Here is a 25,543-nt window from a genome sequence, read left to right as displayed (position 1 = left end):
AATCTTCTTCGATTTAGCGAAACTTAACGCGCGCGGGGGTAGCGAGAGGACAATGCCCTTCTCCGCCGTCCTTACCACGCCTCGCGAGCCTCAACAGAGCGCGCCAGGGCGAACCGCGGCCGAGGGGGCGCTGGAGCTGCTGCCGATCGCGGCGGTAGTGGTGCGGCTGGAGGGCCGCCGGCTCACCTTCCAGCTGCCCAATGCGATGTTTCGCCGCCTGGAACTGGGCACGGCGGAATCGCGCAAGTTCGCCGAGCCGCTGACCGAATTGAGCGGGCGGATCATTGATTTCCTGTCGGGCGAGGACGTGCGCGAGCGCCTGTCGCTGACATTGGGCAGTTGCGTCGAACAGCGCCGTTTCGATGTCACGCTGGCGCGGATCGCCGGGGAGGGGGCGCCGCACTGCCTGCTGACCTTGCTCGACCAGACGGCCGAGATGCGCACCGAGACGAGCCTGCGGCGCGAAATGACCACCGACAGCCTGACGGGGTTGCCGAACCGCGAAGGCTTTGGCGATCGGCTGGAGGAGCGGCTGACGGCAGGTGCGACGGATTGTGCGGTTCTGGTCATCGACCTCGATCGCTTCGGCCGGATCAACAGTTGCCTCGGCAGCATGGCCGGCGACGAATTGCTGATGACGGCGGCGCGGCGGATCAAGGGCGCATTGCGCGCGACGGACGTGCTCGGCCGGATCGGCGGCGATGAATTTGGCGTCCTGCTGACCCTGGACGAGGGGCGCGATGAAGCCGAACATGCGGTTCGTCGGATCCGCGACGTGCTCGCCACGCCGTTCAGGCTCAGCGATTTCGAGATCCGCATCACCTGCGCGATCGGCATGGCATTCGCCGACAACCCCGCGCAGGATGCCGAGGATGTGATCCGCCATGCCCAGTTTGCCGTGCGCAAGTCGAAGGAGACGGGCAAGGCCGAGGCATACGAGACCCGGGCGCTCGACCGGGCCCGCGCACAATTCGCGATGGAAACCGCGCTCCGGCGGGCGATCGATGCCGAGCAGCTGACGCTTCACTATCAACCGGTCTGTGACCTTGCGACCGGCAAGATCGTCGCGTTCGAGGCGCTGGCACGCTGGACGACCGAGGATGGCAAAATCATCTCACCGGCCGATTTCATCTCGGTCGCGGAGGAAACCGGGCTGATCGTGCCGATCGGCCGCTGGGCGATCGATGGCGCGCTGCGCACCCTGGCCGAATGGGACGCGCTGGCGGGTGGATCGTGCGACGTGCAGATGGCGGTCAATATCTCGCCGATCCAGTTGCAGCGCGATCACCTGCCGCCGGTGGTGGAGGCGGCGCTGGCGCGTCACGGCCTCGCCGGTGGACGCCTGAAGCTGGAACTGACCGAAAGCGCGCTGATCGCGGATCCCGATCGCAACGCCGCCATGCTGCGCGCGCTGAAGGATACCGGTGCCTCGATCGCGATGGACGATTTCGGTACCGGCTATTCGAACCTCGCCTATCTTCAGCGCCTGCCGATCGACATACTGAAGATCGATCGCAGCTTCGTCACCGACATGATGGCGGATCGCGACAAGATCGCGATCGTGCGCGCGATCCTGAGCCTCGCTGCGACGCTCAACATGGACACGATCGCCGAGGGGATCGAAAGCCGCGACGTCAGCCAGACGCTCGCCGCGCTGGGCTGCACCTTTGGGCAGGGCTATGCCTTTTCGCCGCCGCTGCCGGCGGACGACGCCTATCAGCTGCTGCTTCGCTGCAACAGCTGATCGAGCACTTCCTGCGCAATCGCCTCGGCGCGGTCTGCGTCGGGAAACCCTTCTGCGATCCACTGTTCCTCGATCTGGCGAAGCGCGCGCGCGACGTCCGGGCCTTTGGCGATCCCGCGCCCGACCAGTGACCCGCCGGAGACTGGGAGGCGCGGGGGCGTCCACCCGGTGAGCGCGTCGACCGGCGCGCCCGCGAGCAGCAGGCGATCGATCGCGCCGGTGCAGCCGATGCGATAGGCCAGCGGGCGGGGCCCTTCGTCGCCGATGGGACCAACAGCAATCTCCAGCCGCTTCCGGTCCGCGTTGGACAGCCGCAGCCGTGCGCCCACCCCCTCAGCCGCGGCGGGCGCGATCAGCGCGGCGAGGCGCCGGATCGGATCAGGGGGGATGCCCGCCGCCGCCTCCCGCTCCGCCAGTGCGGCGAGCGCGGCGGTATCCTCGATCTCCGGCAGGACCGGGCGGAAGATGCCCCGCTCGACCATCAAGGCGACGACCGGAACGGCGCGCGGCGCGACGAGCAGCTTCAGCAGCTCCGCCGCGATCCGCTCACGCGACAAGGTCATGAGGTCGTTGGCGCGCGCGGTGCAGGCATCAAGCCCGTCCTCGTCGATCACCCGCCCGAACCGCGCGTGGAAGCGGAAGAAGCGCAGGATGCGCAGATGGTCCTCGGCGATCCGGCGATAGGGATCACCGATGAAGCGGATCCGCCCCTCGCGCAGATCCTCCAGCCCGCCGAACCAGTCGAACACAATGCCGTCGACCGGATCGGCGAACAGCGCGTTCATGGTGAAATCGCGCCGTGCGGCATCCTCCTGCCAGTCGCCGGTGAAGGCGACGGTGGCATGGCGGCCGTCGGTGGTGAGGTCGCGGCGCAGCGTCGTCACCTCGACCACGGTGCCCGATGACACGGCAGTGATCGTGCCATGGGCGAGGCCGGTCGGCACCGCCTTGATCCCGGCGCGCTCCAGCCGGGTGATCACGTCCTGCGGTGCGAAGCGCGTCGCGACGTCAATGTCGGACACCGGCAGGCCGAGCAGCGTGTCGCGCACCGCGCCGCCCACGAACCGCGCGTTGCCGCCTGCTGCATCCAGCGCCGTCACAAGTTCGTGCAGTCCCGCCCGATCACGCCAGCCACCGGCGGGCAGCGTCACAGGCTCCATTGCAGCCGACGCCCCAGGTTCACGATCATGGCCGCGGTCGCGCCCCATATGCGATGATTGTTCCACATGATCTCGTAATAGCGTCGCTCCTGCCCCTGCCAGTGCGATCGCGCCTCCACGTGATTGGCCGTGTCGAGCAGGAAGTCGAGCGGCACTTCGAACACTCGCGCCACTTCCGCCTCCGACGGATGGAGGTCAATGTCGGGCGGCACCACGCCGACGACCGGCGTGACGGTATATCCGGTGACGGTGCGATAGCGATCGGCCTCGCCGACGATCCTGACCGCTGACGGGGCGAGGGCGATTTCCTCCTCCGCTTCGCGCAGCGCGGCCGCAACCGCATCCTCGCCGGGGTCGAGCCGGCCGCCGGGAAAGGCAACCTGCCCGGCGTGCTGCCGCAGCGTGTCGGTGCGCTGCGTCAGGATCACACCCGGACGCGCGCGATCGGTTACCGGCACCAGCACCGCTGCGGGCTTCATGCTGCCCTCCGCGATCCGGGCTAGGTCGCCATGGTCGCCAGCGAGCGTGATGGTCTGCTGCGCCATCCCTTGGGTCAGCGCCCGGCTGAGGCGCTCCGCCAGCGACGTCACGGCGCGATCGGGAAAAAGCTTCCCCCACTCCACAGGCCGGGGGGATCATGGTCGCCGGCGAGCGCGCGCTCGGCCAGTTCATAATAGACCGGCCGGGCGATCAGCGCCTCCAGCCCGCCGCGGACATGAACATAGGGGTGGGGGCCGTCGGCATGTTCCTCGAAGCGAAGCGGATGCTCCGCCGAGGCAGTCACGATTTCACCCGTGTTCAGGCGGAAGGCGAGCTGGCTGTCTTTCCCCGTCCCTTCCGCCTTCAGCTCGACGGCGACGAAGGGCGCATCTTCCACGTCGATATCGAGCTTCTCGACCGGGGTGACGAGGACGTAGCTGCCGTCGGGCTCGCGGCGGAGGATGCGGCTGAACGCGCGTACCATGGCCGGGCGGCCGATCGGCGATCCCTGATGATACCAGGTGCCGTCGCGGGCGATGCGCATGTCGCTCGGCCCGCAGTGATCGGGATGCCAGCGCTCTACCGGCGGCAGGCGATCCTCGTCGGCAAGGCGGGCGATATCGGCAATGGTGAGCGTGTCGAACGCAGGAGGCGGTGCCATGGGCATGGCCAACAGGTAGGTGAGGGCGGCGGCGGGGTAAAGATCGCCTCCCAAGCTTCCCGACAAGCTTCAGCCCGCGGGCGGGTCACCGCGGCCGATCTCTCCCGCGCCATCGGGAACCCCCTCGCCGCGCGCCAGCAGGCGGTGGCGCTCGACCGGACCCGGCAGGCGCCAGCCGCCGGTACGGTCGGCGGTGAAGCCGAAGAAGCGGCCGTAATATTCGGGATCGCCGATCAGCATCAGCGCCGCGTCGGGGACGCGCTCCAGCGCTTCCTTGACCAGCCGGCGGCCGATCCCCGACCCCTGCCGCTCGGGTACGACCGCGACGGGACCGACGAGGACCAGCGGCACGCGCCGTCCATCCTCGCCGCGGAACATGGCCGGCCACAACTGGATCGTCCCGATCAATTCGCCATCCTCGATCGCGGCCAGGCTGGGGCCGGCGAGGGCGGCGACGCCCTCGCGCAGGCGATAGGCGGTGCGCGTGTGCCGGTCCGTGCCAAACGCGCGGTCGAGCAACTGCTCGACCAACTGCCCATCAATCTGCTCCAGCCCGACCACCTCGATCACCGGCTTCTCCTGCCCGTACGTCAAGGGACGGGCGCTCTATCGATAGTCGGCCCGAACGCAAGCGGGCATGGCGTCGGCGCGTGCGTGGCGCTAAGCGCGCGGCGTGGAAGACATGCTCGAACTTGAGGTGCACGATCTGGAGGTGCCGGTGCTGACCGGCGTCTATTCAGAGGAAACGCACCTGCCCCAGCCGCTGCGGATCTCGATGACGGTGCTGCTCGACGCGCCCGCCCGATTCGCGCCCGATACGCCGCTGACCGCCTCGAAGAATTATCTCGATCTGAAACATGCCGCGACGACCGCGCTGCCGCCCGGGGTCCACTTCACCCTGATCGAAGGGGTCGCGGATCATATCGCCGAGACGCTGTTCCTGCAGGATGCGCGCGTCCGCCGGGTGAAGATCAAGATCGTCAAGCTCGCCATCGCCGAGGATGGCGAATCGATCGGGATCACCCTCGTCCGCCACCGCCGCTGACGCGCTGATCAATAGGCGTTGGTCGGCGCCCGCCGGCACGGGCCCAGTTGCTGCAGGACGAAGCGATAGTCCTGCTGCGCGATCGCCGCGTCGGCCGGCTCCAGCGCCTGGGTGCTGCGTGCGGGCAACGCGCGGGGCAGGGCGCAGGCCAGGCGATACCATAACAGGGTATCGCGCTGCGGCGGGCCGGCCGAGTCGTCGACGATCTCCGACAGCGCCACGGCCCAGCGCGGCTCTTCGCCGGGGCGGCGCAAAATGTTGAGCGACACCGGGCGGTTGTCCTGCGTGGTCAGGAACACCTGCGTCTCGCCTTCGCCCGGGAGCGACCCGGCGACATGGAAGGCGTTGCCGACCCCGGTCACGACCGGCGGTGCGTCGGGCGACACCAGTTCGCGACTGATTCGCCGGGTGAGGGAATCGAGCTCGGGGTCAAAGGCGCGCTGGGAATCGGGGCCGGTCAGCTGAATCTGCGTGGGATCGCCGGGCACCGGGCGTGCGAACAGGAGGACGCGTGCCTTGCGATATTTCGGCGCACGGCCCCCCGGGCCGACCGGCGCATCCAGAACATACCCGACCCTCGGTGGGATCGCGCCCGGCCCGCGGATCAGCGCCCCGACATCAGCCTCGATATAAAAGCGCATAAAACCCGGCGGAACATTCGCCGCCTCCGCGCCTTTGATGCGCACGGCAGAAGCGATCGTCGCGTCGAGAACGATCGGGCTGGCGATCACCAGGTCGGCTGTCTTCGCATAGGAGAGCGCCGGCGCGGCGTAAGCTCCGGCTCCTGGCTGCTGGGCGGCGGCGGTGAAGGGGGTGACGGCAATGAGCGCGAAACCAAGCGCGGAGGCACTAATCGTTCGGGTGACCATGCGCATCGGTTAATCCATCCCCTCTCTATGATACAGAAATAAATCTGTCGCTGGGCGATTGTACGTTTGTTGCGTCCGACAAAGCGTTTGCGTGTCGTTAAGGCGCAAGTTAGGAGTCGCTCGGTGCAAGGGTACCGTTTAGCCCTTGCCGACGGACCGGCACGCCCATTTTCCGCCTAGCGGAAGCCGCGGCAGGCCGCCCGGCCCCCTCGGGCCATAGGGATTAGGGAGTGCTTTTGCTGAATGGCCTACTCTGACCAGAAGATGAGCGGGAGCAAGGTCGTCGCGATCGTCATCGTGGCGCTCATCCATGCTGCTCTCGGCTACGCCTTCGTCACCGGCCTCGCGTTCCAGTACGTGAAAAAGGTGTCGGAGAAGCTGAATACGTTTGACGTTGAGGAACCACCGCCCCCGCCGCCGGACGAACCGCCACCGCCGCCGCCTGACGTTCCGATGACGCCGCCGCCCGTTGTGGCGCCGCCGCCCATCGTGACGACTCCGGCACCGCCGGTGACGATCGCTACCGTGCCGACTCCGCCGCCGGTCGATGTACCGACGCCGGTCGCGCCGCCTGCACCCCCGCCGCCTGCGCCTCCCGCGCCGCCGGTGGTCAGCAAGGCTGCCGGTGCAAAGGGTAACCCTGCGGACTGGATCACCACGGACGATTATCCGCCCAGCTCGATTCGTGCCGAAGAAGAAGGCACGACCGTGATTAAGTGGACGATCAACGCCCAGGGTCGCGTGGAGAATTGCGTCACCACCGAGTCGAGCGGCTCGAATGCGCTAGACCAGGCGGCATGCCGCGCGCTGACCCGTCGGGCCCGGTACACGCCGGCCACGGACGCAGCGGGCAACCCGATCGCGACGACACAGACGCGCCGCGTGGTCTGGAAGCTGCCACGGGATTGATCCAGCCTTAATAGAATCGCGCTTTTCAGAGGGAAACTAATCGAATGATCACCACCATCTTCGCTGCTGCCGCAGGTGCGGCAGACCACGGCGGCGAGAACCCGTACGGCCTCGCCGCCGCGCTTGAGCAGGGCGGTATCATCGCCCAGAGCACCTTCGGCATCCTCGTGCTGATGTCGGTCGTCTCGTTCTACATCATGTTCACCAAGCTCTTCGAGCAGCAGAAGATCATCAACCAGGCGAAGCGCGTCCGCGGCTCGTTCTGGCAGACGACCTCGCTGCGCGAGGGTTCGGCGAAGCTGGAGAAGAACTCGGCCTACAAGCAGATCGTCGACGACGGCCTGCAGGCTCAGGAGCAGCACTCGAAGCTGACCGACCCGGTCGAGGCACATGACTGGCTGCACGGCTCGCTCGCGCGTTCGGAAGCGATGATCAACTCGCGTCTGGGCACCGGCCTGGCGTTCCTGGCGACCGTGGGTGCGACCGCACCGTTCATCGGTCTGTTCGGTACGGTTATCGGCATCTACCGCGCGCTCATCAAGATCGGTGCGGCTGGCCAGGCGTCGATCGACGCGGTCGCCGGTCCGGTCGGTGAAGCGCTCATCATGACCGCGCTCGGTCTCGCCGTCGCCGTTCCGGCGGTGCTCGGCTACAACTGGCTGCAGCGTCGCAACAAGTCGATCGCGGAAGACCTGTCGGCCTTCTCGAACGACGTGCTCGGCTACCTCGCCTCGAACGGCGCGGTGCGCCCGGCGGTTGCTGGTGCGGCCAAGCCGGTCGCAACGAAGCCGGCTGCCACCACCACGGCCGGCCAGGCCGGTGGCGTGCAGACCCGCTCGTAATGGGAAAGCGGGGTTGCCAGCCGGCGACCCCGCCACCTTTCCCGACCGGATAACCGGTGGGAACGAAGACATAGGATAGCCTGACTTATGGCGATGAGCGTTGGTGGAGACTCCGCCGCAGAAACCCCGATGTCGGACATCAACACGACGCCTCTCGTGGACGTCATGCTGGTGCTCCTCATCATCTTCCTGATCGCGGTGCCGGTCGTGATCCAATCGGTTCCGGTGAAGCTGCCGAGCGTACGCTTCGACCCGACCACCACCAAGCCCGAGAACGTTTCCCTCTCGATCACGACCAAGCCTGATGGTGCCTGTGCCGTTTACTGGGGCATGACCCCGGTGACTCACGAGGAGCTGCTGGATCGCGCTGTGGCCAAGCTGAAGGCCGAGATCGAACGGCAGGGCGGCGTGAACGCCCCCGGCCTGGAACTGCCCGAAGCGCATGTGCGCGGTGACGTGAACGTGCCGTGGAAGTGCGTGGCAGGCGCGATCTACAACATGCAGATGGCGGGCTTCGCTCGCGTCGGCTTCATTTCCGAGCCGCCGCCGGGCACCGGCACCGAGCGTCTGTAAGCAAGCCACCAGGAGTAATCGATATGGCAATGAGTGGCGGCAAGGACGATGGCGAGCCGATGATGGAGATGAACACGACGCCGTTGATCGACGTCATGCTCGTTCTCCTCATCATGTTCATCATCACCATCCCGATCCAGACCCACGCGGTGAAGGTCGATCTGCCGGTGAATGATCCGAATGCGACTCGGCCGCCGGTCGATCCGCAGAAGAACAAGATCACCATCGCGACCGATGGCACCGTCAGCTGGAACGGCTCGCCGGTCGATCCGGTCCGCCTGCGTCAGTACCTCGACGTGGCGGCAGCGATGAACCCGGAGCCCGAGCTGCACTTCCAGCCGGATCCGACGGTTCGTTACGACACGGTCGATCAGACGCTGGCAGTGATCAAGCGGTCGAACGTGACGAAGCTCGGCTTCATCGGCAACGAGCAATATTACCGCGAATTCTGATCACTCTGGTCATCAGAAGCGCAACGGGGCGGCCTCCTGTAGGTCGCCCTTTTTTTGTGCCTCGTTCGTCGGGCGCGCTTCGGGTCTAGCGGTGCCTAAGCTGGACCCCGACGCGGCCCCGCGCTGCGCCTCCTTCTGCCGCTTCCCCGTACTTGCGCTGCTGTCAGAAAAGTGACACCATCTTGTCACAAAAGCGTAACGAAGCATGTGGCTTGGCGCTGAACGGGAGAAGGTGTGATGCGCGTCGTGTACCTCCTTGCTCTGGCCGGCTGCTTGGCCAGCCCCGCGCTCGCGCGCGATCGCACGGGCTTTAAGGCGATCGAGGCACGGGATTATGCGGCAGCGGAGAAAGTGTTGCTCAACGAGCGGCGCATCTTTCCCAGCCGGCCCGAGCTGATGATCAACCTCGGCACCGTCTATGCCCGCACCGGCCGCCTCGCGGAGGCGGAGGGCTTGTATCGCGCGGCGCTCGATGCCGAGGCGGTGGAGATGGCGTTGCCGGACGGCGCGCTCGCCACCTCGCATGACGTCGCCCGGCGCGGCTTGCGCAGCCTGGCGCCGACGACCCTCGCGGTCAGATAAGCGCGCGAACGCGCGGCCGCCTAGGCATCCGTGGCAGCGCTGCGGACGCCGTGCTTTTGAAAAGGTGCGGGGGCGAGTGGACGCAGTCTGGCTCGCCTCCGGTTATCAAAGCCGAGGCAGGGTGACCCCGCGCTGTCCCATATATTTGCCCGCGCGATCGGCGTAGCTGACCTCACACGGCTCGTTCCCCTGCAGGAACAGGAACTGGCAGGCGCCTTCGTTGGCGTAGATCTTGGCCGGCAGCGGGGTGGTGTTGGAAAACTCCAGCGTCACATGCCCCTCCCAGCCGGGTTCCAGCGGCGTGACGTTCACGATGATCCCGCACCGGGCATAGGTCGATTTTCCCAGACAGATGACGAGCACGTCGCGCGGCACGCGGAAATATTCCACCGTCCGCGCCAGCGCGAAGCTGTTGGGCGGGATGATGCACACGTCGGTCTTGCGATCGACGAAGCTGTTTGCGGCAAAATCCTTCGGATCGACCGTGGCCGAATCGACATTGGTGAAGATCTTGAAATCGTCAGCAACTCTAGCATCATAGCCGTAGGAGCTAAGACCATAGCTGATGCAGCCATCGCGCCGCTGCGCCTCGACGAACGGTTCGATCATGCCGTGTTCGCGTGCCTGTTCGCGAATCCAACGGTCGGACAGAATGGACATGCGGCTGCTCCCTCCGCGTGCTCTTCGCCTCCCGCGCTGGCGGTGACAAGTCCCGGCGTGTCAATCGCCGGGTTGGTGGGTGGGATCAGCGGGGGAGGGTGATCGTCGCGACCAATCCGCCGTCGGGACGATTGGCGAGCGTCACCTCGCCGCCGGCGTCCTGCACGATCGCGCGGGTCAGCGCGAGGCCGAGGCCGATCCCGCCGGTGTCGCGGTTGCGCGATCCTTCCAGCCGGGTGAAAGGATTGAAGACGGCAACCAGTTGATCGTCCGGGATGCCGGGTCCGCGATCGGCGACCGACACTGCGACGGACCGCTCGCCCGCGGTGATCGCCACTTCCGCGGCGCCGGCATATTTCACGGCATTTTCGATGAGGTTGCGGACGGCGCGGCGGAACAGCGTCGGGCGCAGCCGCATGCGCAACCGCTCGACGTCTTCAAAGGCGACGTCGGCGCCCAGATCACGGAAATCCTCCACCACGGCATCGACCAGCGCGGCGAGGTCGACCTCGGTCACCGCCTCGCTCGGCCGCCCGAGCCGCGCCAGCGACAGAATGTCGTCGAGGGTGCGGCTCATTTCCTCGATCGTCGCCGCCATGCGCGCGCGATCCTGTTCGTCCTCGACCGATTCGATTCGCACGCGCAGCGCCGCCAATGGCGTACGCAGATCATGGCCGATTGCACCGAGCATTCGGTCCTTTTCGTCCAGCATGTCGGTGACGCGCCGGGTCAGGCCGTTGAAGGCGACGATGAGATCGCGCACGTCGCTCGGCCCCTCGACCGGGACGGCGGAGATTTCCCCGCGCGGGGTGAAAGCGCCGGCTGCCACCGCAAGCGCGCGCATCGGCCGCGAGATGCGGCGCGCGATCCATAACACGGGCAGCAGGATCAGGATGTAGATGATCAGCGTCTGCCCCAGCAGCGCCCAGAAGATGCGGTTGTTGTGGCGCGGCCAGGGCGCGTTGGTGGTCACCCAGCTGCCGTCGGCTTGCTGGACGGCGAACATCAACGTGTCGGTGGGACGCCCGCCGTGGCGCGCCGCCGCACGCGGGCCTCGATGGTCGCCTGGCCGGATGCCGGTATCGATCCGTCCGGGCGTGACGCCGAGCTCGACGAGCTGCTGGCGAAGTTCTTCGCCAACCTTGGGAAGACGCTCAAACGCCGCGGGAATAGGATTGCTGGCGCGTTGCCGCACCCGGCCACGGTCGGTCACCAGGGGCCGGTCGACCGCATGGTCGAGCGCGTCTGCCAGCCGCACCGCCGCCGGCCTGGTCGCTTGGGCGATCTTGAACGCCGCGCGCTCGCGCAGGATCAGCGCGAGATTGATCGCCTGCGCCGCAAACAGCGCGATCGCCAGCAGCAGCGCAAGCTGCCCCGACAGGTTGCGGGGAAAGCGCAGGATCACGGGCGGGTCATAGCCGAGTCACTTCCGCGGCGAGCGTATAGCCGCCGCCCCATACCGTCTTGATGAGCTGCGGATTGCGCGGATCGGCCTCGATCTTCTTGCGCAAGCGGCTGACCTGATTGTCGATCGCGCGATCGAACGCCGCCGCCTCGCGACCCTGCGTCAGGTCGAGCAGCTGGTCACGGGTCAGCACCTGACGTGGCCGGGTCACGAGCGCGTGAAGCAGGTTATATTCGCCGGTCGACAGCGGCACGGCCACGCCCTCGCGGTCGACAAGCGTTCGCTCGCCGGTCTTCAGGATCCAGTCGGCAAAGGCGTAAGCGCCTGCCTCCGGCGCATGTTGCCGCGCGCCGCCCGCCTGCACACGCCGCAGGACCACCTTGATCCGGGCGGCAAGCTCACGCGGGGAGAAGGGCTTCACCATATAATCGTCGGCGCCCATCTCCAGCCCGACGATCCGGTCGGTTTCCTCGCTCTTGGCGGTGAGCAGGATGACGGGGATGTCGCTAGTCGCGCGGATATGGCGGCACAGGCTCAGCCCGTCCTCGCCCGGCATCATTATGTCGAGGATGACGAGATCGATCGCATAGCCGCCCAGCCGCATCCGCGCGGCCTCGGCATCCCCGACCTGCGTGACGCGAAACCCCTGTTTGACCAGATATTGCGCCAGCGGCTCGCGGATTGACCGCTCGTCGTCGACGAGCAGCAGATGGGGCGTATCGACCATGATGTCGGCATCTAGCATGTCATGCTCCGCCGGAAAGGGCCGGGCGACATGATCGTCGCCCGGCTCCGGTCATCGGTTTCGCGCACGGCGCGCGCTCAGCGCGCCGGGGGAGCCTCGCCGCTGGGTGCACCGCGCATCTTCATCGCGCCGCGGGCGGCCTGCCGCTCGGCCGCGTCGATGCGGCCATCGCGATTGGTGTCGACGCGGTCGAACATGGCGCCGGCCGCTGCAACGGCTTCGGCCTTGGTCAGCACGCCGTCGCGGTTGGCATCGGCACCCATCATCATGCCCATGCCGCCGCCATGACGACCACCGCGCTTGCCCTTCCACTTGTCGCGCATCGCCTGGCGCTCGGCCGCGTCGATGCGGCCATCCTTGTTCGCGTCCATGCGATCAAAGCGCTGGCCGGCACGTTCACGGAACTGCTCGCGGGTTACCTCCGCCTCAGCGCCGCCACGGCGACCGCGGTGCTCGCCAGCGGTCAGCTTGCCGTTCTTGTCCGCGTCGAGCCGGTCGAAGCGGGCATCAGCCGCGGCCAGCGCCTCGGCACGGGTCACCACACCGTCGCGGTTGGTGTCGGCAGCGCCGGGGCCCCGCTGCGTGGCAGCGGTGGGGGCGGCGGTCTGGGCGATGGCCGCACCGGAGATCGCGGTGCCAGCGAGGGCGGCTGCAAAGATAAAGCGTTTCATTGACTTACGGGTCCTTCCTAAAGGAGAAGCTCTTGCTTCCCGTCATGGGACCCATATGCACACCGATTGTCGCGCGTGTTTGTCAGCGCGCCGCAAAAGTGTCGCAAATTGTCACGGTGCTGCCGCTGCTCCGGCTCAATCGATCAGTCGCTGGCGCAGCGCCTCGCGGCGTGCTGCATCCACGCCCAGCACCGCCTCGGCATATTGCTCGACCGATCCGTGGCGCTCCTCGATTGAGCGCGTCGCGGCGTGCAGGTAATCCGCATCGACGCCCATCAACGTCACGATCGCGTCGTCGGTGATCTGGCTGCCATAGCGCTCGCGGATCGAATCGCCCGCGGCCGCGATCCGGCGCGCCTGATTGCCCGCGACGTTGGTGAGGAGGTAATCCGCCATCACGTCATCCTCATGAACGCCGAGCAGGCGGTGGAGCAGCGCCGCCGCAAGCCCGGTGCGGTCCTTGCCCGCCAGGCAGTGCAGAAGGCTCGGTCCCTCGCGGGTGGCCAGCGCGTCGAAATACAGGCTCAGCGAGCGGACCAGCACTTCGCGATAGGGCATGTTGACGTAGAGCCGCGTCATCGCGTCCTTGGCCTCCGCGGCCGTCGCGATGCCGCGCCCGGCCTCCTCGTGCGGCGCCAGTTCGGAGCCGACGGTCTCGCCCGGCGCGAACAGCACGACGGCGTCGAACGGCTCGGGCCGCAGGCACGGCATCGACTGCCGCTCGCTGTCGCCGCGCAGGTCGATCACCGTCGACAGGCCGATCTGCGCCACGCCGGCGAGGTCATCGGGGGTGGCGCCGCCATGCTGTCCGGACCGCCAGAGGATCCCGCTCTTCAGCCGGCCATCGCGCGCCGCATAGCCGCCATAGTCACGGAAATTGTGGATGCCTTCGAAGGTACGGACGCGTTCGTTCATGCCCGCCGCGCTACCCCATTTCGATGACAATGTCGCGTCGTTTAATGAAGATGGCTTAGCTGAACGAGCGGCAGTGCTCCCCGCCGATCGTCACGCGGGGTCGCCATCCTTGTACTTCATCTCGAGGAAGCGGCCGCGCGTTTCGAGCGAATCGAGATCACCGCGGGCAAGCTCCTCGCTCATCTGGCCGATCTCGCGCTCGATCAGTTCGAGCCCCTCGATCAGCTGGCGGTCGGGCGTCTTGCCGTTGCGCTCGGTAGCGCGCAGCTCGGGCGGCACGCGTTGATAGTCGCGGACGAAATCGGGCAGCTGTTCGCCGACCAGCCGGCGGATGTCGGCACCGGCGGGCGTTTCGTCGCCGACCGTCTGCAACTGCTTGCCCAGCGTGTCGAGCCGGAGGCCGATTCGGTCGGCGATCTGGACGGCAGGCGCGGGCAGGGCCGGTCGCTGCGCATCGAGCCAGCGCGTCGTCTGCATCGGCAGCGCCTTCAGGTCGCTGCGCGCCAGCTTTTCATGAGTCACCGGGCGCGGGCCGGGTGCAAAGGCGATCGCGAGCGTCACTGCCGCCATCATCATCAGCACCGCCAACGCGCCGAACAGCCCGATCGGCATTATCGCGATGCCGATGATCGCCGCGGCAAACAGGATCGCGGCATTGGCCACGCCGATCGCCGCGACGCGCTTCGCCACGCTGCGCCGTTGCCGCGGCCGCCGGCTGACCGCGCGCGTGCCCGGCAGCGTGTCGAACGATTGCAGCCGCACGCGATCGAGCGTGTTGCGCGCGCTCGACAGCGCCTGATCGGTCTCGTGCGAGGTCACAGCGACTCCAGCTTGAAGGTCTCGGGCGAATTGCCCAGCCGGTTCTGCGCCGCGCCTTCCGCCCGGGCGATATAGCCGCGCGATTTCTCGACCTCGCCCGACAGCGTGTCGACGGTGGTCTTCATCGAATCCAGCGCCTTCAGCTTGAACGTGTCGATCGCGTCCATCGTCTCGTAGATGTTCTGGAACGCGCGCTGCAGCGTCTCAAGCGGGATGGCGGAGCTCGCCGCCTGCTCATGGATGCGCGCGGTGTTGGACCGCAGCAGCTTGCCGGTCGAATCGATGATGTTGGCGGTCGTGGTGTTGAGCTGCGTGATCTGTTCCAGCACCAGTTTCTGGTTGGTCATCGCCTGCGCCACCGTCACCGCGGTGCGCAGCGCCGCGACCGTGGTGGTCGATGCGCGATCGACGCCCTTGATCAGCTCCACATTGTTCTTCTTGACCAGGTCTAGCGCCAGATAGCCCTGCACCGTGACCGCCATCTGGGTCAGCAGGTCCTGTGTCCGCTGCCGGGCGTAGAACAGCGCGGTCTCGCGGATCGCCTTCGCCTTGGCGGGGTCGGTCGCGTCAAGCTCGTTGGCCTTGTCTTCCAGCTTCTGGTCCAGCATCTTCGACAGCTGGATCATCTGTTCCAGCTTCCCCATCGCGCTCCACAGATTGGCGCGTTCGGTGTCGATCGACGCATTGTCCATCAACAGCTCGTCCTTGCCCGACGCCAGGCTCTTCAGGATCGAGGCGATGTGCGTCTGGCTGGATTTGTAGCTGTCGAAATAATTGCGCATCTTGTTGCCGAACGGGATGATCCCGAAAAGCTTCTGCGGCGCGGTCAGATTGCCCTTCTTGCCGGGGTCGAGATCCTCGACCACGCGGCGCAGCTGGGCGAGATCCTTGCCGACGCCGGTTTCCTGATCCATCGCCCGCACCGGTCGATCGAGGAAGCGGTTGGACTGGCCCGCCGCATCGCGGATTTCCTTGGCGCCCATGTTGGTGATCGCATCGACCACCTTGCCGAATTCCGGGCTGTTGGCGTCGCGCTCCATCAGCTGCTGAACGGCGTAATCGGCGCGTTCCTCCAGCTTCGATTTCACGCCTTCCTCGACCGGTACAAGTCCCGCGGCCTTCTCCGCCGTCACGGTGGGCACCGGGTCGGGCGGCGTCAGCTTCAGCGCCGTGTCCGTCGCGGTGATCGTTTCAGGGGTGGTCGCCATCTACATCCTCCAGCGTCAGCCTCCACGATGGCGGCTGACGGTGCTTCGTTCAAGTGTACCAGTGATATAATACGCTGGTCGGACTCGCGCAAACGTGCCTGATTTCACGCGCTGTCTTTCGATTGGCACGGAAAAGTAACGAAGCTGCCACGACAGGGGCTTAGCCGGCGCTCACCACAGCCAGAACATTCGGGGGAATATCATGAACTGCGCCTTCTCGGGCGGCGTCGTCGCGACGCTGCTCGCCTGTTCTTCGACGGCCGCACTAGCGCAGGCTCAGGTGCCCGGAGATGATGGCGATATCGTCGTCACCGCGCAAAAGGTGGAGCAAAGGATCGAGGACGTGCCGCTCGCCGTCACCGCCGTCACGCAGGAGCGGATGCGCGAGATCGGCGTCAATTCGCTGTCCGAAGTGGCGCTATTCGTCCCGGGCCTGCGCGTGCAGGAGCAGAGCGCGAACAACCCCGGTTTCGTGATCCGCGGCATCACCTCGGATTCGGGATCGTCGCAGCAGGGCGCGCGCGTCACGCTCTACTATAACGGCGTCGACATCAGCCGGTCTCGCGGGGCGTATCAGGACCTGATCGATCTCGAGCGGCTTGAGGTGGTGAAGGGGCCGCAGGCGACGTTGTTTGGCACCGCCGCCGCGATCGGCGCGGTCAGCATCGTCTCGGCGAAGCCGCAGCCGGGCTTCTCGGGTGAATTGCTGGCGAGCTATGGCAATTACGATCGCGCGCAGGTGTCGGGCTTCCTCAACGCGGGGAACGATACGCTCGCGGCGCGCCTCGCCTTCGCGTACAAATATCGCGACGGCTATGTCCGCAACATCGCCGGCGATCCGGATGTGCCGAACCAGAACCAGGGCCGCGTCGATCAGGATGATCTGAACGGCCAGGATCAGCGCGGCATCCGCGGCTCGCTGCGCTGGACGCCGTCGGACGCCGTCACCGCCGATCTCGTCCTCACCTATGACGGGCAGCGCAATCCCGGCACCGCCTTCAAGAGCCGTGTGTTCGCGCCCACCGGCGGGCAGACCGGCGACTTCGGCTATGCGGAGCTCTCCGGCTCGCCGTTCAGCCAGGAGGTGCTCGGCAAGCGCAAGCTTGGCCTCGACCGCGACGTCTATGACGCGAACCTGACGATCAACGTCGATGTCGCCCCCGGCGTCACCTTCACCACCGTCAACGGCTATCGCCGCTTCAACGCGCTGGAGACGTTCGACGCCGACGGTGGCCCCGCCTGGTATCTGGAATTCGCCGAAGATGCGAAGGGTGACCAGTGGAGCCACGAAGGTCGCTTCAACTTCACTGGGGAGCGCTACCGCGCCTCGTTCGGCTGGAACGCCTTCTTCGAGAACGGCTATCAGCGCGTGCCCTTCTCGACCGAAGAGGGGACGTACATCGCCTGCTCCATCGCCGCGCCTTATGCGCAGGTGCGCGCCGCGCTGAACGCCGCTGGCCTGCCGACCGGCACCAACTGCATCGCGCCCAACGGCGCCATCCTCGCCGCGCGGGCCACGCAGATCCTGTCGCGCGGCGCTGCGACCGTCGTGCCTTATGCGTCGGAGTTCACCAACTATGGCAACAACGACACCTATTCGGTGTTCGCCGACGCTACCTGGATCCCGACCGACGCCCTTGAGGTGACCGCCGGCGCGCGCGTGCTGATCGAGGATCGCCAGTCGGGCTACAGCGCGATCCAGCCCAATTCGGTGCTGCTCGCCCCGCTCGGCGTGCGCACCAGCCTGCTCGGCACGGTCGGCACCGGCGGTGCGAAGTTCGTGGCGGAGCGCAGCTTCGCCGCGGTCCTCCCGCGCGTGAACGCGCTGTACCGTGTGACCGACGACCTCAACGTCTTCGCCACCGTCAGCAAGGGGCGCCGCTCGCCCGTGGTGCAGCTCGGCTCCGCCGCCGGCCCGGCCGGTGCGATACCCGCGCTGCAGATCGTGCCGGAGGAAACCGTCTGGAACTACGAAGCCGGCATCAAGGCGGGCAGCCGCACACTCTCTGGCACGCTGTCGGTCTTCTACCAAACCTATGACGATTTCCAGGTCAGCGTCACGGATCCCGACGGCCGCGTGACCACCCAAAGCGCCGGCACCGCCAACAACCTTGGCGTCGAGCTGGAGGGCACCTGGCGCCCGACCCGCTTCCTCAGCGTCTTCGGCAGCTTCGGCTATATCGACGGCGGGATCAGCGACAAGCCCCTGCCCGGCGGTGGCACCAACGCCTTCGCCGGCAACCGCTTCCGCCTCCAGCCGGAGGTGATCGCGGCGGGCGGCGCATCGCTTCGCCTGCCGCTGGCGGACGGCGTCACCTTCTACGCCACGCCCTCGGCGAGCTATCAGAGCAAGGTGTTCTTCGAACTGCCCAACCGGGAGGAGATCAGCCAGGACGGCTATACGCTGGTCAACGTGCGTGCCGGGGTGGAGTTTGCTGACGGCCGCTATCGGATCGGCGGTTTTGCCCGCAACCTCACCAACGAACGCTATCTGATCGACGCGGGCAACACCGGTGGCACGTTCGGCACGCCGACCTATATCGCCGGCGAACCGCGCTTCTACGGCATAGAGCTGTACGGCCGTTTCTGATGAGATGATCGGCCGGGCAGGGAACTACATCTCTGCCCGGCTGTTCTGCCGGCTCTAGCCGCAGCGCAGCAAATAGGCTAACGGCGCCTCAACGCCGCGAGGGCCGCGGCCATTCAGGAATTCCGATGCAGTTGCGCAACATCGCCATCATCGCGCACGTCGATCATGGCAAAACTACTCTTGTCGACCAGCTCTTTCGCCAGTCGGGCACCTTTCGAGACAATCAGCGCATCGAAGAGCGCGCCATGGACTCCAATGATCTCGAGAAAGAGCGCGGGATCACCATTCTGGCCAAGCCGACCTCGATTGAGTGGGAAGGCACCCGTATCAACATCGTCGATACCCCGGGCCACGCCGACTTCGGCGGCGAGGTGGAGCGTATTCTCTCGATGGTCGACGGCGTGATCCTGCTGGTCGATTCGTCGGAAGGCGCGATGCCGCAGACGAAGTTCGTGACGGGCAAGGCGCTGGCGCTGGGCCTGCGCCCGATCGTCGTCGTCAACAAGGTCGACCGTCCCGACCAGCGGATCCAGGAAGTGCTGGACGAGGTGTTCGACCTCTTCGTCAGCCTCGACGCCACCGACGAGCAGCTCGATTTCCCGGTTCTCTACGCCTCGGGCCGCAACGGCTACGCCAGCGAGGATCCCGATCGCCGCGAGGGCACGCTGACCCCGCTGTTCCAGAAGATCGTCGATCACGTGCCGCCGCCGGCGCTCGACGTCGACGCACCGTTCACCTTCCTGGTGACGCTGCTCGATCGTGACAACTTCCTTGGCCGCGTGCTCACCGGCCGCGTCAATTCGGGCACGGTGAAGATCAACCAGCCGATCCACGCGCTCGACATGGACGGCAAGGTGATCGAGACGGGCCGCGCGTCCAAGATCATGACCTTCCAGGGCCTTGAGCGCGTGCCGACCGACGAGGCGCGCGCCGGCGACATCATCAGCCTCGCCGGCCTTGCCGTTGCGACCGTGTCGAACACCATCGCCGACATCACCGTGACCGAGGCGATCCAGGCGCAGCCGATCGATCCGCCGACGCTGTCGATGCGTTTCGCCGTGAACGATTCGCCGATGGCGGGCCGTGAGGGCAGCAAGGTGACGAGCCGCATGATCCGCGACCGCCTGTTCCGCGAGGCGGAATCGAACGTCGCGATCAAGGTGACCGAATCGGCCGACCGCGACAGCTTCGAAGTCGCCGGCCGCGGCGAACTTCAGCTCGGCGTTCTGATCGAGACGATGCGCCGCGAGGGCTTCGAGCTCGGCATCAGCCGCCCGCGCGTGCTGTTCCGCGAGGACGAGAACGGCAAGAAGCTCGAGCCGTATGAAACCGTCATCATCGACGTGGACGAGGAGCATTCGGGCACCGTCGTCGAGAAGATGAACCTGCGTAAGGCCGAGATGACCGACATGCGTCCGTCGGGCGGTGGCAAGACGCGCATCACCTTCTCCGCGCCGTCGCGCGGCATGATCGGCTATCATGGTGAATTCCTGTCCGACACGCGCGGCACGGGCATCATGAACCGGCTGTTCGAGAAATATGGCCCGCACAAGGGCCCGATCGAGGGCCGCAAGAACGGCGTGCTGATCTCCAACGGCGCCGGCGAGGCACAGTCCTACGCGCTCGGCCCGCTCGAGGCGCGCGGCATCCTGTTCGTCGGCCATGGTGAGGCGCTCTACGAGGGCATGATCATCGGCGAGAACGCCAAGACGGAAGACCTTGAGGTCAACCCGATGAAGGCGAAGCAGCTGACGAACTTCCGCGCCTCGGGCGGCAAGGACGATGCGATCCGCCTGACCCCGCCGAAGAAGATGACGCTGGAACAGGCGATTGCGTACATCGACGACGACGAGATGGTCGAAGTGACGCCCAAGACGATCCGCCTGCGCAAGCGCTACCTCGATTCGAACGAGCGCAAGCGCCACAAGCGGTCGGCCGAAGCCGCCTGATCCTTGTTGCCGGACGGGTCGTGATCGGCCCGGACAATTCGACGCCGCTTCGCCGCGGGACGCCAGCGCTGCTGGCACCCCGGCTGAGGCGGCGTTCGTGTGTCTGGCTTTCTCCTGCGCCCATCCCAGCAGGTCGCGACTTGCACTCCCGCGCGTGACAGCGGAGAGAAAAGGTCATGGATGATTGCCGCGTTGCGCTGATCGGCTTCGGCTATGCCGGCCGGGTGTTTCACGCGCCGCTGATTGGCGCCACCCAGGGGCTGCGGATCGCTGCGGTCGCTTCCTCGCGTCCCGATACGGTGCGCGCCGCGCTCGGCGATGTCGCGGTCGAGGCGACGCCCGAGGCGGCGATCGCGCGCGACGACATCGATCTGGTGGTGATCGCCACGCCCAATGATCGTCACACCCCGCTCGCGATGGCGGCGCTGGACGCCGGCAAGCATGTCGTGGTCGACAAGCCCTTCGCGCTGACGCTCGCCGATGCCGCCGCGGTGGTCGACGCCGCTCGCCGGGCAAAGCGGCTCGTCAGCGTCTTTCACAACCGCCGCTGGGACAGTGACTTCCTCACCGTCGCGGCAGCGATCGCGCGCGGCGACCTGGGGCAGGTTGTCCATTTCGAAAGCCATTTCGACCGTTTCCGCCCGCAGGTGCGCGATCGCTGGCGCGAGCGGCGCGTGCCGGGCGGGGGCATCTGGTATGATCTGGGGCCGCATCTGATCGATCAGGCGGTGCATCTGTTCGGCATGCCCGAGCGGATCGAGGCCGATCTGGCGGTGCTTCGCCCGGGCGGGCAGGCTGATGACTGGGCGCACGCCGTGCTCGCCTATCCCGACAAGCGGGTAATCGTGCACGCTTCCATGCTGTCGGCCGGCGGCAGTCCGCGCTTCGTGGTGCATGGAACGGGCGGTACTTTGGTCAAGGCGATGCCCGATCAGCAGGAGGCGCAATTGCTGGCCGGCATGATCCCGGGCGTGCCGGGCTGGGGGGAAGATCCCGATCCCGCGATCCTCCACGACGGCGCCGGCAGCCGGGCGGTTGCCACGGTCAGCGGCGATCAGCGCCGTTTCTACCGGGGCGTCGTGGCCGCGATCCGCGGGGAGGGGCCAAATCCCGTTCCGCCAGAAGAGGCACTTGCCACCATGTCCTTGATCGAGGCTGGCCTGCGCGCCTCGGCGGAGCGACGCGCGGTCACGCCCGCGCTCCCGGCAAACGTTACAATGTCGTCGGAAACGCCCTGGCGACTGGAAGGCAGGCCGCCGCGCCCATAGGCGTCACCGTTCGTGAAAACGGGAGACTTCATGCGCCTGTCCTGTGCCCTGGTGCCGCTCGCCTTCCTGGCCGGCGCCGCTCATGCCAGCACCTATCCCTCGATCCCCGAGCCGATGATCTTCGACATGGTCCGCCCGCTCGGCGCGGAGCGCGGCGAGCTGGAGGTCAATGTCCTTGCCCAGACCGGCTCGCCCTTCGGCGCGAACGAGACCGAATGGGCGCCAGAGATCGAATATGCCTTTGCCCGGGGGCATGCGATCGAGTTCGAGCTGCCGTTCGACGGCCGCCGGCTGGCCGCCTACAAGCTTGGCCTGCAATCCTCGCTCGGCGCGTCGGCGGACGGGCGCAGCGCGCATGGCGTGCAGTATCTCGGCATCTATCACCGCGACAGCGGCCGCTACACCAACACCTTGCTGTACCTCGCCGGCCACCGCTTCAACGCGCGCTGGAGCACGATGAACATGATCGGGCTCGACGATATCAGCCTGGGTCGGCGGACGGGACGCAATGGCCTGCTGCTCAACCATGCGCTGTTCTACGATGCGCGACCCGGCACGATCCTGGGCGCCGAGCTGAACGTCGCCGGCGGCGCCGAACGCAGCGTCAAGCTCAGCCCGCAGATCCACCGGCGCGTCTCCCACGCCGCCAACGTCCAGCTGTCGCTTGGCGTGGAGAAGCTGCGCGCCCACCGCGCGCGGCCCACCGCGGGCCTGCGCGTCGTGCGCGAGTTCTGACGCTGTTCCCCGCCGCCGGCTGCACGCGTCAGCCGACTGCGCCGCCCAATTCCATCAACACGTCCCACTCCTCGTCGCGAACCGGCGTCACCGACAACCGGCTCTGCCGCAGCACCTCCAGCCTGGCGAGCCGCGGGTCGCTCTTCATCGTCGCCAGCGGTACCGGGTTGGCCAGCCGTTCTACCGGGCGGACCCGCACCTTGGCCCATTGTTCCTTGTCGCCATCGGGTTGCCATGCGCGGATGATCTCCATCACGCCGACCGCGGCCTTTTCCTTGTTGCTATGGTAGAAGATCGCCTGGTCGCCGGGCTCCATCTCCTTGAGGAAATTGCGTGCCGTATAGTTGCGCACGCCGTCCCACTCGGTCTCGCCCTCGCGGACCAGATCATCCCAACCGTAAACGTCCGGCTCCGACCGGAGCAGCCAATAGGCCATGTCTTTTCCCTAAACCCCTTGTGAACGCGACATTCCGAGCCGGTTCAGCCCGAATCGCGCAAGTAGCATGAACGCGCTTGCCGCATCATGCGTTTGCACCGGGAGAGCGGACCGAGCGTAGCTGTATGAGGAGGTTCGAGATGAACGGTTTTCTGATGAAGGCGGGGCTGGGGACCGCGATGGCCGCCACCGCCCTTGCCGCCGCCGCGCCGGCAGAGGCGCAGCGCTGGCGCCGTGGCTATGATCGCGGCGGCGATGTTGCTGCCGGCGCGCTGATCGGCGGCGTCATCGGGCTTGGTCTTGGCGCGGCGATCGCGTCGTCCAACGATCGTGGTCGCTGGGGCGGCTATGGTTATGACGGCTATTACGATCGCTACGACCGTCGTGGCTGGGCGCCGCGCCGGTATTACAACAACTACCGCTACAATTATCGCCCGCGCTGCTTCCAGCAGTGGCGCTACGATCCTTATTACGGCGGCCGGGTGCCGGTGCGCATCTGCCGCTAGGCCGGGGTCCCACCAGCACGCAGGGACCGGCGCGGGGAGCAACGCTTCCCGCGCCGCTTTTTTTGTTGGGCACCGCGATCGGATCGGCTACGCGCGCGGCCATGACCGATACGCCCCCCGACCATCTTTCGATCGATCCTTCGAGCCCGTATTTCGACCAGCCGACGCTGGAACGCGGCATCGGCATCCGGTTCAAGGGTGTCGAGCGCAACGATGTCGAGGAATATTCGATCTCGGAGGGGTGGATCCGCGTCGCGCTGGGCAAGAAGGTCGATCGCCACGGCCGCCCGCTGACGATCAAGCTGAGCGGCCCGGTCGAGGCCTATTTCCAGACCGGCGGCGACACTGTCGCTGACGAAGGCGACGGCGCCCAGGCCTAAATCCGGCTGGTGACAAACGCGGGAGGGATCACCTTCCCGCGTCGATCATCACGTACCATCAGGCGCGGCGCCGGCGACATTCCGGCGCAGCGCCCGATACTCAGGCAGCCGACAGCTGCAGCCGCGCGCGCGCGGCATTATATTCGCGCTCCATGCGGTCGATCCGCTCGGCGACGGTTTCCACCTTCTGCACCGCGCCGATGCCCTGGCCCGATCCCCAGATGTCGCGCCACGCCTTTGCCTTCGCCGGCTCGCCGTTCGAATTCTGGCCGAAGTTCATCGTCTTGTAATCGCCCTGGGGCAGATTGTCGGGGTCCAGCCCAGCCCGCTCGATCGAGCCGCGCAGGTAATTGCCGTGCACGCCGGTGAAGAGGTTGGAATAGACGATATCGGCCGCCTTCCCCTCGACGATGCCATTCTTGTAGCCCTCATCGGCATTCGCTTCGACCGTCGCGATGAAGGGCGATCCGATATAGGCAAAATCGGCGCCCATCGCCTGCGCGGCGAGCACCGCATCGCCGGTCGCGATTGCGCCCGACAGCGCGACCGGGCCGTCGAACCATTGCCGGATCTCGCTGACCAGCGCGAAGGGCGACAGGCGGCCGGCATGGCCGCCCGCACCGCTCGCCACCGGGATCAGCCCGTCGGCGCCCTTTTCGATCGCCTTGCGCGCGAACCGGTCGTCGATCACGTCGTGGAACGTGATCCCGCCCCAATTGTGCACCGCCTGGTTCAATTCCTCGCGCGCGCCGAGCGAGGTAATGGTGATCGGCACCTGCCACTTCTCGCAGGTCGCCAGATCCGCCTCGAGCCGGTCGTTCGACTTGTGCACGATCTGGTTCACCGCGAAGGGCGCGGCGGGGCGATCCGGATTGTCGCGGTTGTGCGCCGCCAGCTCCTCGGTGATGCGGTGCAGCCACTCGTCAAGCAGCCCCTGCGGCCGCGCATTGAGCGCCGGGAAGGATCCGACGATCCCCGCCTTGCATTGCGCGATCACGAGATCGGGCCCGGAGATGATGAAAAGCGGGGAGCCGATGACCGGCAACCGCAGGCGAGAAAGGATCGCTGGGACAGACATAATTTTGGTTATGTCCTCCCCGAAACTATCTGTCCAGCATGTACCATCGGCTCCCTGAACAATCGTAAAGGACGCTCAGTCCACCCGGCGCAGGTTGTCGCCCGCGTCGCGTGCATTCTGCACATAATGCGCCGCCGAGACCTTCAGCGATGCGATCGCCGCCTCGTCCAGCTGCTTCACCGCGCGCGCCGGGCTGCCCACGATCAGGCTGCCGGGCGGGAAGGTCTTGCCTTCGGTGACCAGCGCATTGGCGCCGACGATGCAGTCATCGGGGATGACCGCGCGGTTAAGGACGGTCGCGCCCATGCCGATCAGCACGCGGTCCCCGATCGTGCAGCCATGAAGGATGGCATGGTGGCCGATCGTGCAATCCTCGCCGATGGTCAGCGGCGCGCCCGGATCGGAATGGAGCATCGCGCCTTCCTGGATGTTGCTGCGCGCGCCGATCGGGATGGTCGTATTGTCGCCCCGGATCACTGCGCGAAACCACACGCTGCTATCCTCCGCGAGCCGCACGTCGCCGACCAGATCGGCGCTGGGTGCAACCCAGGCGGTTTCGTGACAGACGGGTCGCCGGCCGCGGAATTCGTAAAGGGGCATTTCTCTCTCCTGTATCATCCCTGGACAGTTGCGCACCGCGGTCACGAATGGCGGGTGCGAAAAGGTAAATGCGGCGTTAACCATTGCCTATGGATCGTCAGCCTCCTCCGTCATCCTTTCGCCACCCGATGCGCCAGAGGCTGGCGCCGCCCACCAAGGTGCGCGATCGGCGCAACGACGATCAGGATCTGAAGCTGTTCGTGCTGAGCTTCACCGCCTTCTTCATCTGCTTCTACACCTTGATGATGTGATCGCCCGTCG

The 25,543-nt window shown here is 66.6% G+C and carries 29 protein-coding genes; 14 read left to right on the top strand and 15 right to left on the bottom strand.

Annotation, left to right across the window (positions count from 1 at the left end; genetic code table 11):
* The first annotated feature begins 52 nt into the window (after window positions 1–52).
* Complete coding sequence (locus tag ACH0BU_RS04135) at window positions 53–1,744, top strand: putative bifunctional diguanylate cyclase/phosphodiesterase (RefSeq protein ID WP_296222209.1); 1,692 nt, start codon at window positions 53–55, stop codon at window positions 1,742–1,744.
* Here ACH0BU_RS04135 and ACH0BU_RS04130 read toward each other — a convergent pair.
* The 4 genes from ACH0BU_RS04130 to ACH0BU_RS04115 all read right to left on the bottom strand — a co-directional run bounded on the left by ACH0BU_RS04130 (window position 1,717) and on the right by ACH0BU_RS04115 (window position 4,615).
* Window positions 1,717–2,904, bottom strand: coding sequence for a CCA tRNA nucleotidyltransferase (locus tag ACH0BU_RS04130; protein ID WP_296222211.1), 1,188 nt, complete (start codon window positions 2,902–2,904; stop codon window positions 1,717–1,719). The two genes, ACH0BU_RS04135 and ACH0BU_RS04130, sit on opposite strands and share 28 nt — an antisense overlap.
* Window positions 2,892–3,449, bottom strand: coding sequence for a CoA pyrophosphatase (locus tag ACH0BU_RS04125; protein ID WP_046411759.1), 558 nt, complete (start codon window positions 3,447–3,449; stop codon window positions 2,892–2,894). The genes ACH0BU_RS04130 and ACH0BU_RS04125 overlap by 13 nt, the downstream gene beginning before the upstream one ends.
* Window positions 3,450–3,490: 41 nt before the next feature.
* The gene (locus tag ACH0BU_RS04120; protein ID WP_046411757.1) at window positions 3,491–4,051 is read right to left on the bottom strand and encodes a DUF1285 domain-containing protein; all 561 of its coding nucleotides are present in this window, start codon (window positions 4,049–4,051) and stop codon (window positions 3,491–3,493) included.
* Window positions 4,052–4,114: 63 nt separating this feature from the next.
* A complete protein-coding gene (locus ACH0BU_RS04115) occupies window positions 4,115–4,615 on the bottom strand; it encodes a GNAT family N-acetyltransferase (RefSeq protein WP_314469938.1) in 501 nt (166 codons plus the stop codon).
* 103 nt (window positions 4,616–4,718) lie between these two features.
* Here ACH0BU_RS04115 and ACH0BU_RS04110 point away from each other — a divergent pair, with 103 nt between their 5' ends.
* Entirely contained in the window at window positions 4,719–5,090 is a 372-nt protein-coding gene (locus ACH0BU_RS04110; RefSeq protein ID WP_046410684.1) for a dihydroneopterin aldolase, read from the top strand.
* Between the two features lie 8 nt (window positions 5,091–5,098).
* Here ACH0BU_RS04110 and ACH0BU_RS04105 read toward each other — a convergent pair whose 3' ends face one another.
* Window positions 5,099–5,959 (bottom strand): hypothetical protein, encoded by an 861-nt coding sequence (locus tag ACH0BU_RS04105; RefSeq protein ID WP_500263816.1) that lies wholly within the window; start codon window positions 5,957–5,959, stop codon window positions 5,099–5,101.
* 243 nt (window positions 5,960–6,202) lie between these two features.
* On the opposite strand from ACH0BU_RS04105, the gene ACH0BU_RS04100 reads away from it, so the two are divergent.
* From ACH0BU_RS04100 to ACH0BU_RS04080, 5 genes are all read left to right on the top strand, one after another.
* Window positions 6,203–6,868: an energy transducer TonB gene (locus ACH0BU_RS04100; protein ID WP_500263787.1), complete on the top strand. Its 666-nt coding sequence runs from the start codon at window positions 6,203–6,205 to the stop codon at window positions 6,866–6,868.
* Between the two features lie 44 nt (window positions 6,869–6,912).
* The gene (locus ACH0BU_RS04095; RefSeq protein ID WP_046410681.1) at window positions 6,913–7,710 is read left to right on the top strand and encodes a MotA/TolQ/ExbB proton channel family protein; all 798 of its coding nucleotides are present in this window, start codon (window positions 6,913–6,915) and stop codon (window positions 7,708–7,710) included.
* A gap of 87 nt (window positions 7,711–7,797) precedes the next feature.
* Entirely contained in the window at window positions 7,798–8,283 is a 486-nt protein-coding gene (locus ACH0BU_RS04090; RefSeq protein WP_082103117.1) for an ExbD/TolR family protein, read from the top strand.
* A 23-nt stretch (window positions 8,284–8,306) separates the two neighbouring features.
* On the top strand, window positions 8,307–8,735 hold the full coding sequence (locus ACH0BU_RS04085) for an ExbD/TolR family protein (RefSeq protein ID WP_046410680.1): 429 nt from the start codon (window positions 8,307–8,309) through the stop codon (window positions 8,733–8,735).
* A gap of 237 nt (window positions 8,736–8,972) precedes the next feature.
* Entirely contained in the window at window positions 8,973–9,317 is a 345-nt protein-coding gene (locus tag ACH0BU_RS04080; RefSeq protein WP_046410679.1) for a tetratricopeptide repeat protein, read from the top strand.
* Between the two features lie 105 nt (window positions 9,318–9,422).
* Here the strand turns inward: ACH0BU_RS04080 and dcd are convergent, their stop codons facing one another.
* The 7 genes from dcd to ACH0BU_RS04045 all read right to left on the bottom strand — a co-directional run bounded on the left by dcd (window position 9,423) and on the right by ACH0BU_RS04045 (window position 15,740).
* Window positions 9,423–9,977 carry a dCTP deaminase gene (dcd, locus tag ACH0BU_RS04075; protein WP_046410677.1) on the bottom strand — a complete coding sequence of 185 codons (555 nt, stop codon included), beginning with the start codon at window positions 9,975–9,977 and terminating at the stop codon, window positions 9,423–9,425.
* Window positions 9,978–10,062: 85 nt separating this feature from the next.
* Window positions 10,063–11,382, bottom strand: coding sequence for a sensor histidine kinase (locus tag ACH0BU_RS04070; protein ID WP_500263786.1), 1,320 nt, complete (start codon window positions 11,380–11,382; stop codon window positions 10,063–10,065).
* Between the two features lie 7 nt (window positions 11,383–11,389).
* Complete coding sequence (locus tag ACH0BU_RS04065) at window positions 11,390–12,109, bottom strand: response regulator (RefSeq protein WP_500263815.1); 720 nt, start codon at window positions 12,107–12,109, stop codon at window positions 11,390–11,392.
* Window positions 12,110–12,204: 95 nt separating this feature from the next.
* Window positions 12,205–12,798 carry an EF-hand domain-containing protein gene (locus tag ACH0BU_RS04060; RefSeq protein WP_296222742.1) on the bottom strand — a complete coding sequence of 198 codons (594 nt, stop codon included), beginning with the start codon at window positions 12,796–12,798 and terminating at the stop codon, window positions 12,205–12,207.
* A gap of 135 nt (window positions 12,799–12,933) precedes the next feature.
* Window positions 12,934–13,713, bottom strand: a complete 780-nt coding sequence (locus tag ACH0BU_RS04055; RefSeq protein ID WP_296222743.1) for a tyrosine-protein phosphatase — start codon at window positions 13,711–13,713, stop codon at window positions 12,934–12,936.
* A gap of 90 nt (window positions 13,714–13,803) precedes the next feature.
* Complete coding sequence (locus ACH0BU_RS04050; protein ID WP_052742597.1) at window positions 13,804–14,532, bottom strand: hypothetical protein; 729 nt, start codon at window positions 14,530–14,532, stop codon at window positions 13,804–13,806.
* On the bottom strand, window positions 14,529–15,740 hold the full coding sequence (locus ACH0BU_RS04045) for a toxic anion resistance protein (protein ID WP_046410673.1): 1,212 nt from the start codon (window positions 15,738–15,740) through the stop codon (window positions 14,529–14,531). The genes ACH0BU_RS04050 and ACH0BU_RS04045 overlap by 4 nt, the downstream gene beginning before the upstream one ends.
* A 202-nt stretch (window positions 15,741–15,942) precedes the next feature.
* On the opposite strand from ACH0BU_RS04045, the gene ACH0BU_RS04040 reads away from it, so the two are divergent.
* The 4 genes from ACH0BU_RS04040 to ACH0BU_RS04025 all read left to right on the top strand — a co-directional run bounded on the left by ACH0BU_RS04040 (window position 15,943) and on the right by ACH0BU_RS04025 (window position 22,282).
* Complete coding sequence (locus ACH0BU_RS04040) at window positions 15,943–18,330, top strand: TonB-dependent receptor (protein ID WP_500263785.1); 2,388 nt, start codon at window positions 15,943–15,945, stop codon at window positions 18,328–18,330.
* 125 nt (window positions 18,331–18,455) lie between these two features.
* A complete protein-coding gene (typA, locus tag ACH0BU_RS04035; protein WP_046410670.1) occupies window positions 18,456–20,279 on the top strand; it encodes a translational GTPase TypA in 1,824 nt (607 codons plus the stop codon).
* Window positions 20,280–20,455: 176 nt separating this feature from the next.
* A complete protein-coding gene (locus ACH0BU_RS04030) occupies window positions 20,456–21,547 on the top strand; it encodes an oxidoreductase (RefSeq protein ID WP_296220684.1) in 1,092 nt (363 codons plus the stop codon).
* Window positions 21,548–21,577: 30 nt separating this feature from the next.
* Window positions 21,578–22,282, top strand: coding sequence for a hypothetical protein (locus ACH0BU_RS04025; protein WP_296220682.1), 705 nt, complete (start codon window positions 21,578–21,580; stop codon window positions 22,280–22,282).
* Between the two features lie 28 nt (window positions 22,283–22,310).
* Here the strand turns inward: ACH0BU_RS04025 and ACH0BU_RS04020 are convergent, their stop codons facing one another.
* A complete protein-coding gene (locus tag ACH0BU_RS04020) occupies window positions 22,311–22,718 on the bottom strand; it encodes an EVE domain-containing protein (RefSeq protein WP_046410665.1) in 408 nt (135 codons plus the stop codon).
* A gap of 140 nt (window positions 22,719–22,858) precedes the next feature.
* Here ACH0BU_RS04020 and ACH0BU_RS04015 point away from each other — a divergent pair, with 140 nt between their 5' ends.
* Together ACH0BU_RS04015 and ACH0BU_RS04010 are read left to right on the top strand one after the other, a co-directional pair.
* Entirely contained in the window at window positions 22,859–23,224 is a 366-nt protein-coding gene (locus ACH0BU_RS04015; RefSeq protein ID WP_046410664.1) for a hypothetical protein, read from the top strand.
* A 101-nt stretch (window positions 23,225–23,325) separates the two neighbouring features.
* A complete protein-coding gene (locus ACH0BU_RS04010) occupies window positions 23,326–23,604 on the top strand; it encodes a DUF3297 family protein (RefSeq protein ID WP_296220680.1) in 279 nt (92 codons plus the stop codon).
* A 100-nt stretch (window positions 23,605–23,704) separates the two neighbouring features.
* On the opposite strand, the gene ACH0BU_RS04005 is transcribed toward ACH0BU_RS04010, so the two are convergent.
* The gene (locus tag ACH0BU_RS04005; protein ID WP_046410661.1) at window positions 23,705–24,682 is read right to left on the bottom strand and encodes an NAD(P)H-dependent flavin oxidoreductase; all 978 of its coding nucleotides are present in this window, start codon (window positions 24,680–24,682) and stop codon (window positions 23,705–23,707) included.
* Window positions 24,683–24,757: 75 nt separating this feature from the next.
* Window positions 24,758–25,282 (bottom strand): gamma carbonic anhydrase family protein, encoded by a 525-nt coding sequence (locus tag ACH0BU_RS04000; RefSeq protein ID WP_046410659.1) that lies wholly within the window; start codon window positions 25,280–25,282, stop codon window positions 24,758–24,760.
* Between the two features lie 89 nt (window positions 25,283–25,371).
* Here ACH0BU_RS04000 and ACH0BU_RS03995 point away from each other — a divergent pair, with 89 nt between their 5' ends.
* A complete protein-coding gene (locus tag ACH0BU_RS03995; protein WP_296220677.1) occupies window positions 25,372–25,533 on the top strand; it encodes a hypothetical protein in 162 nt (53 codons plus the stop codon).
* The last annotated feature ends 10 nt before the right edge of the window (window positions 25,534–25,543 follow it).

Source organism: Sphingomonas olei, from assembly GCF_045369765.1.
Taxonomy (GTDB): domain Bacteria; phylum Pseudomonadota; class Alphaproteobacteria; order Sphingomonadales; family Sphingomonadaceae; genus Sphingomonas; species Sphingomonas panaciterrae.
This window is presented reverse-complemented; position numbering and strand designations above follow the sequence as displayed.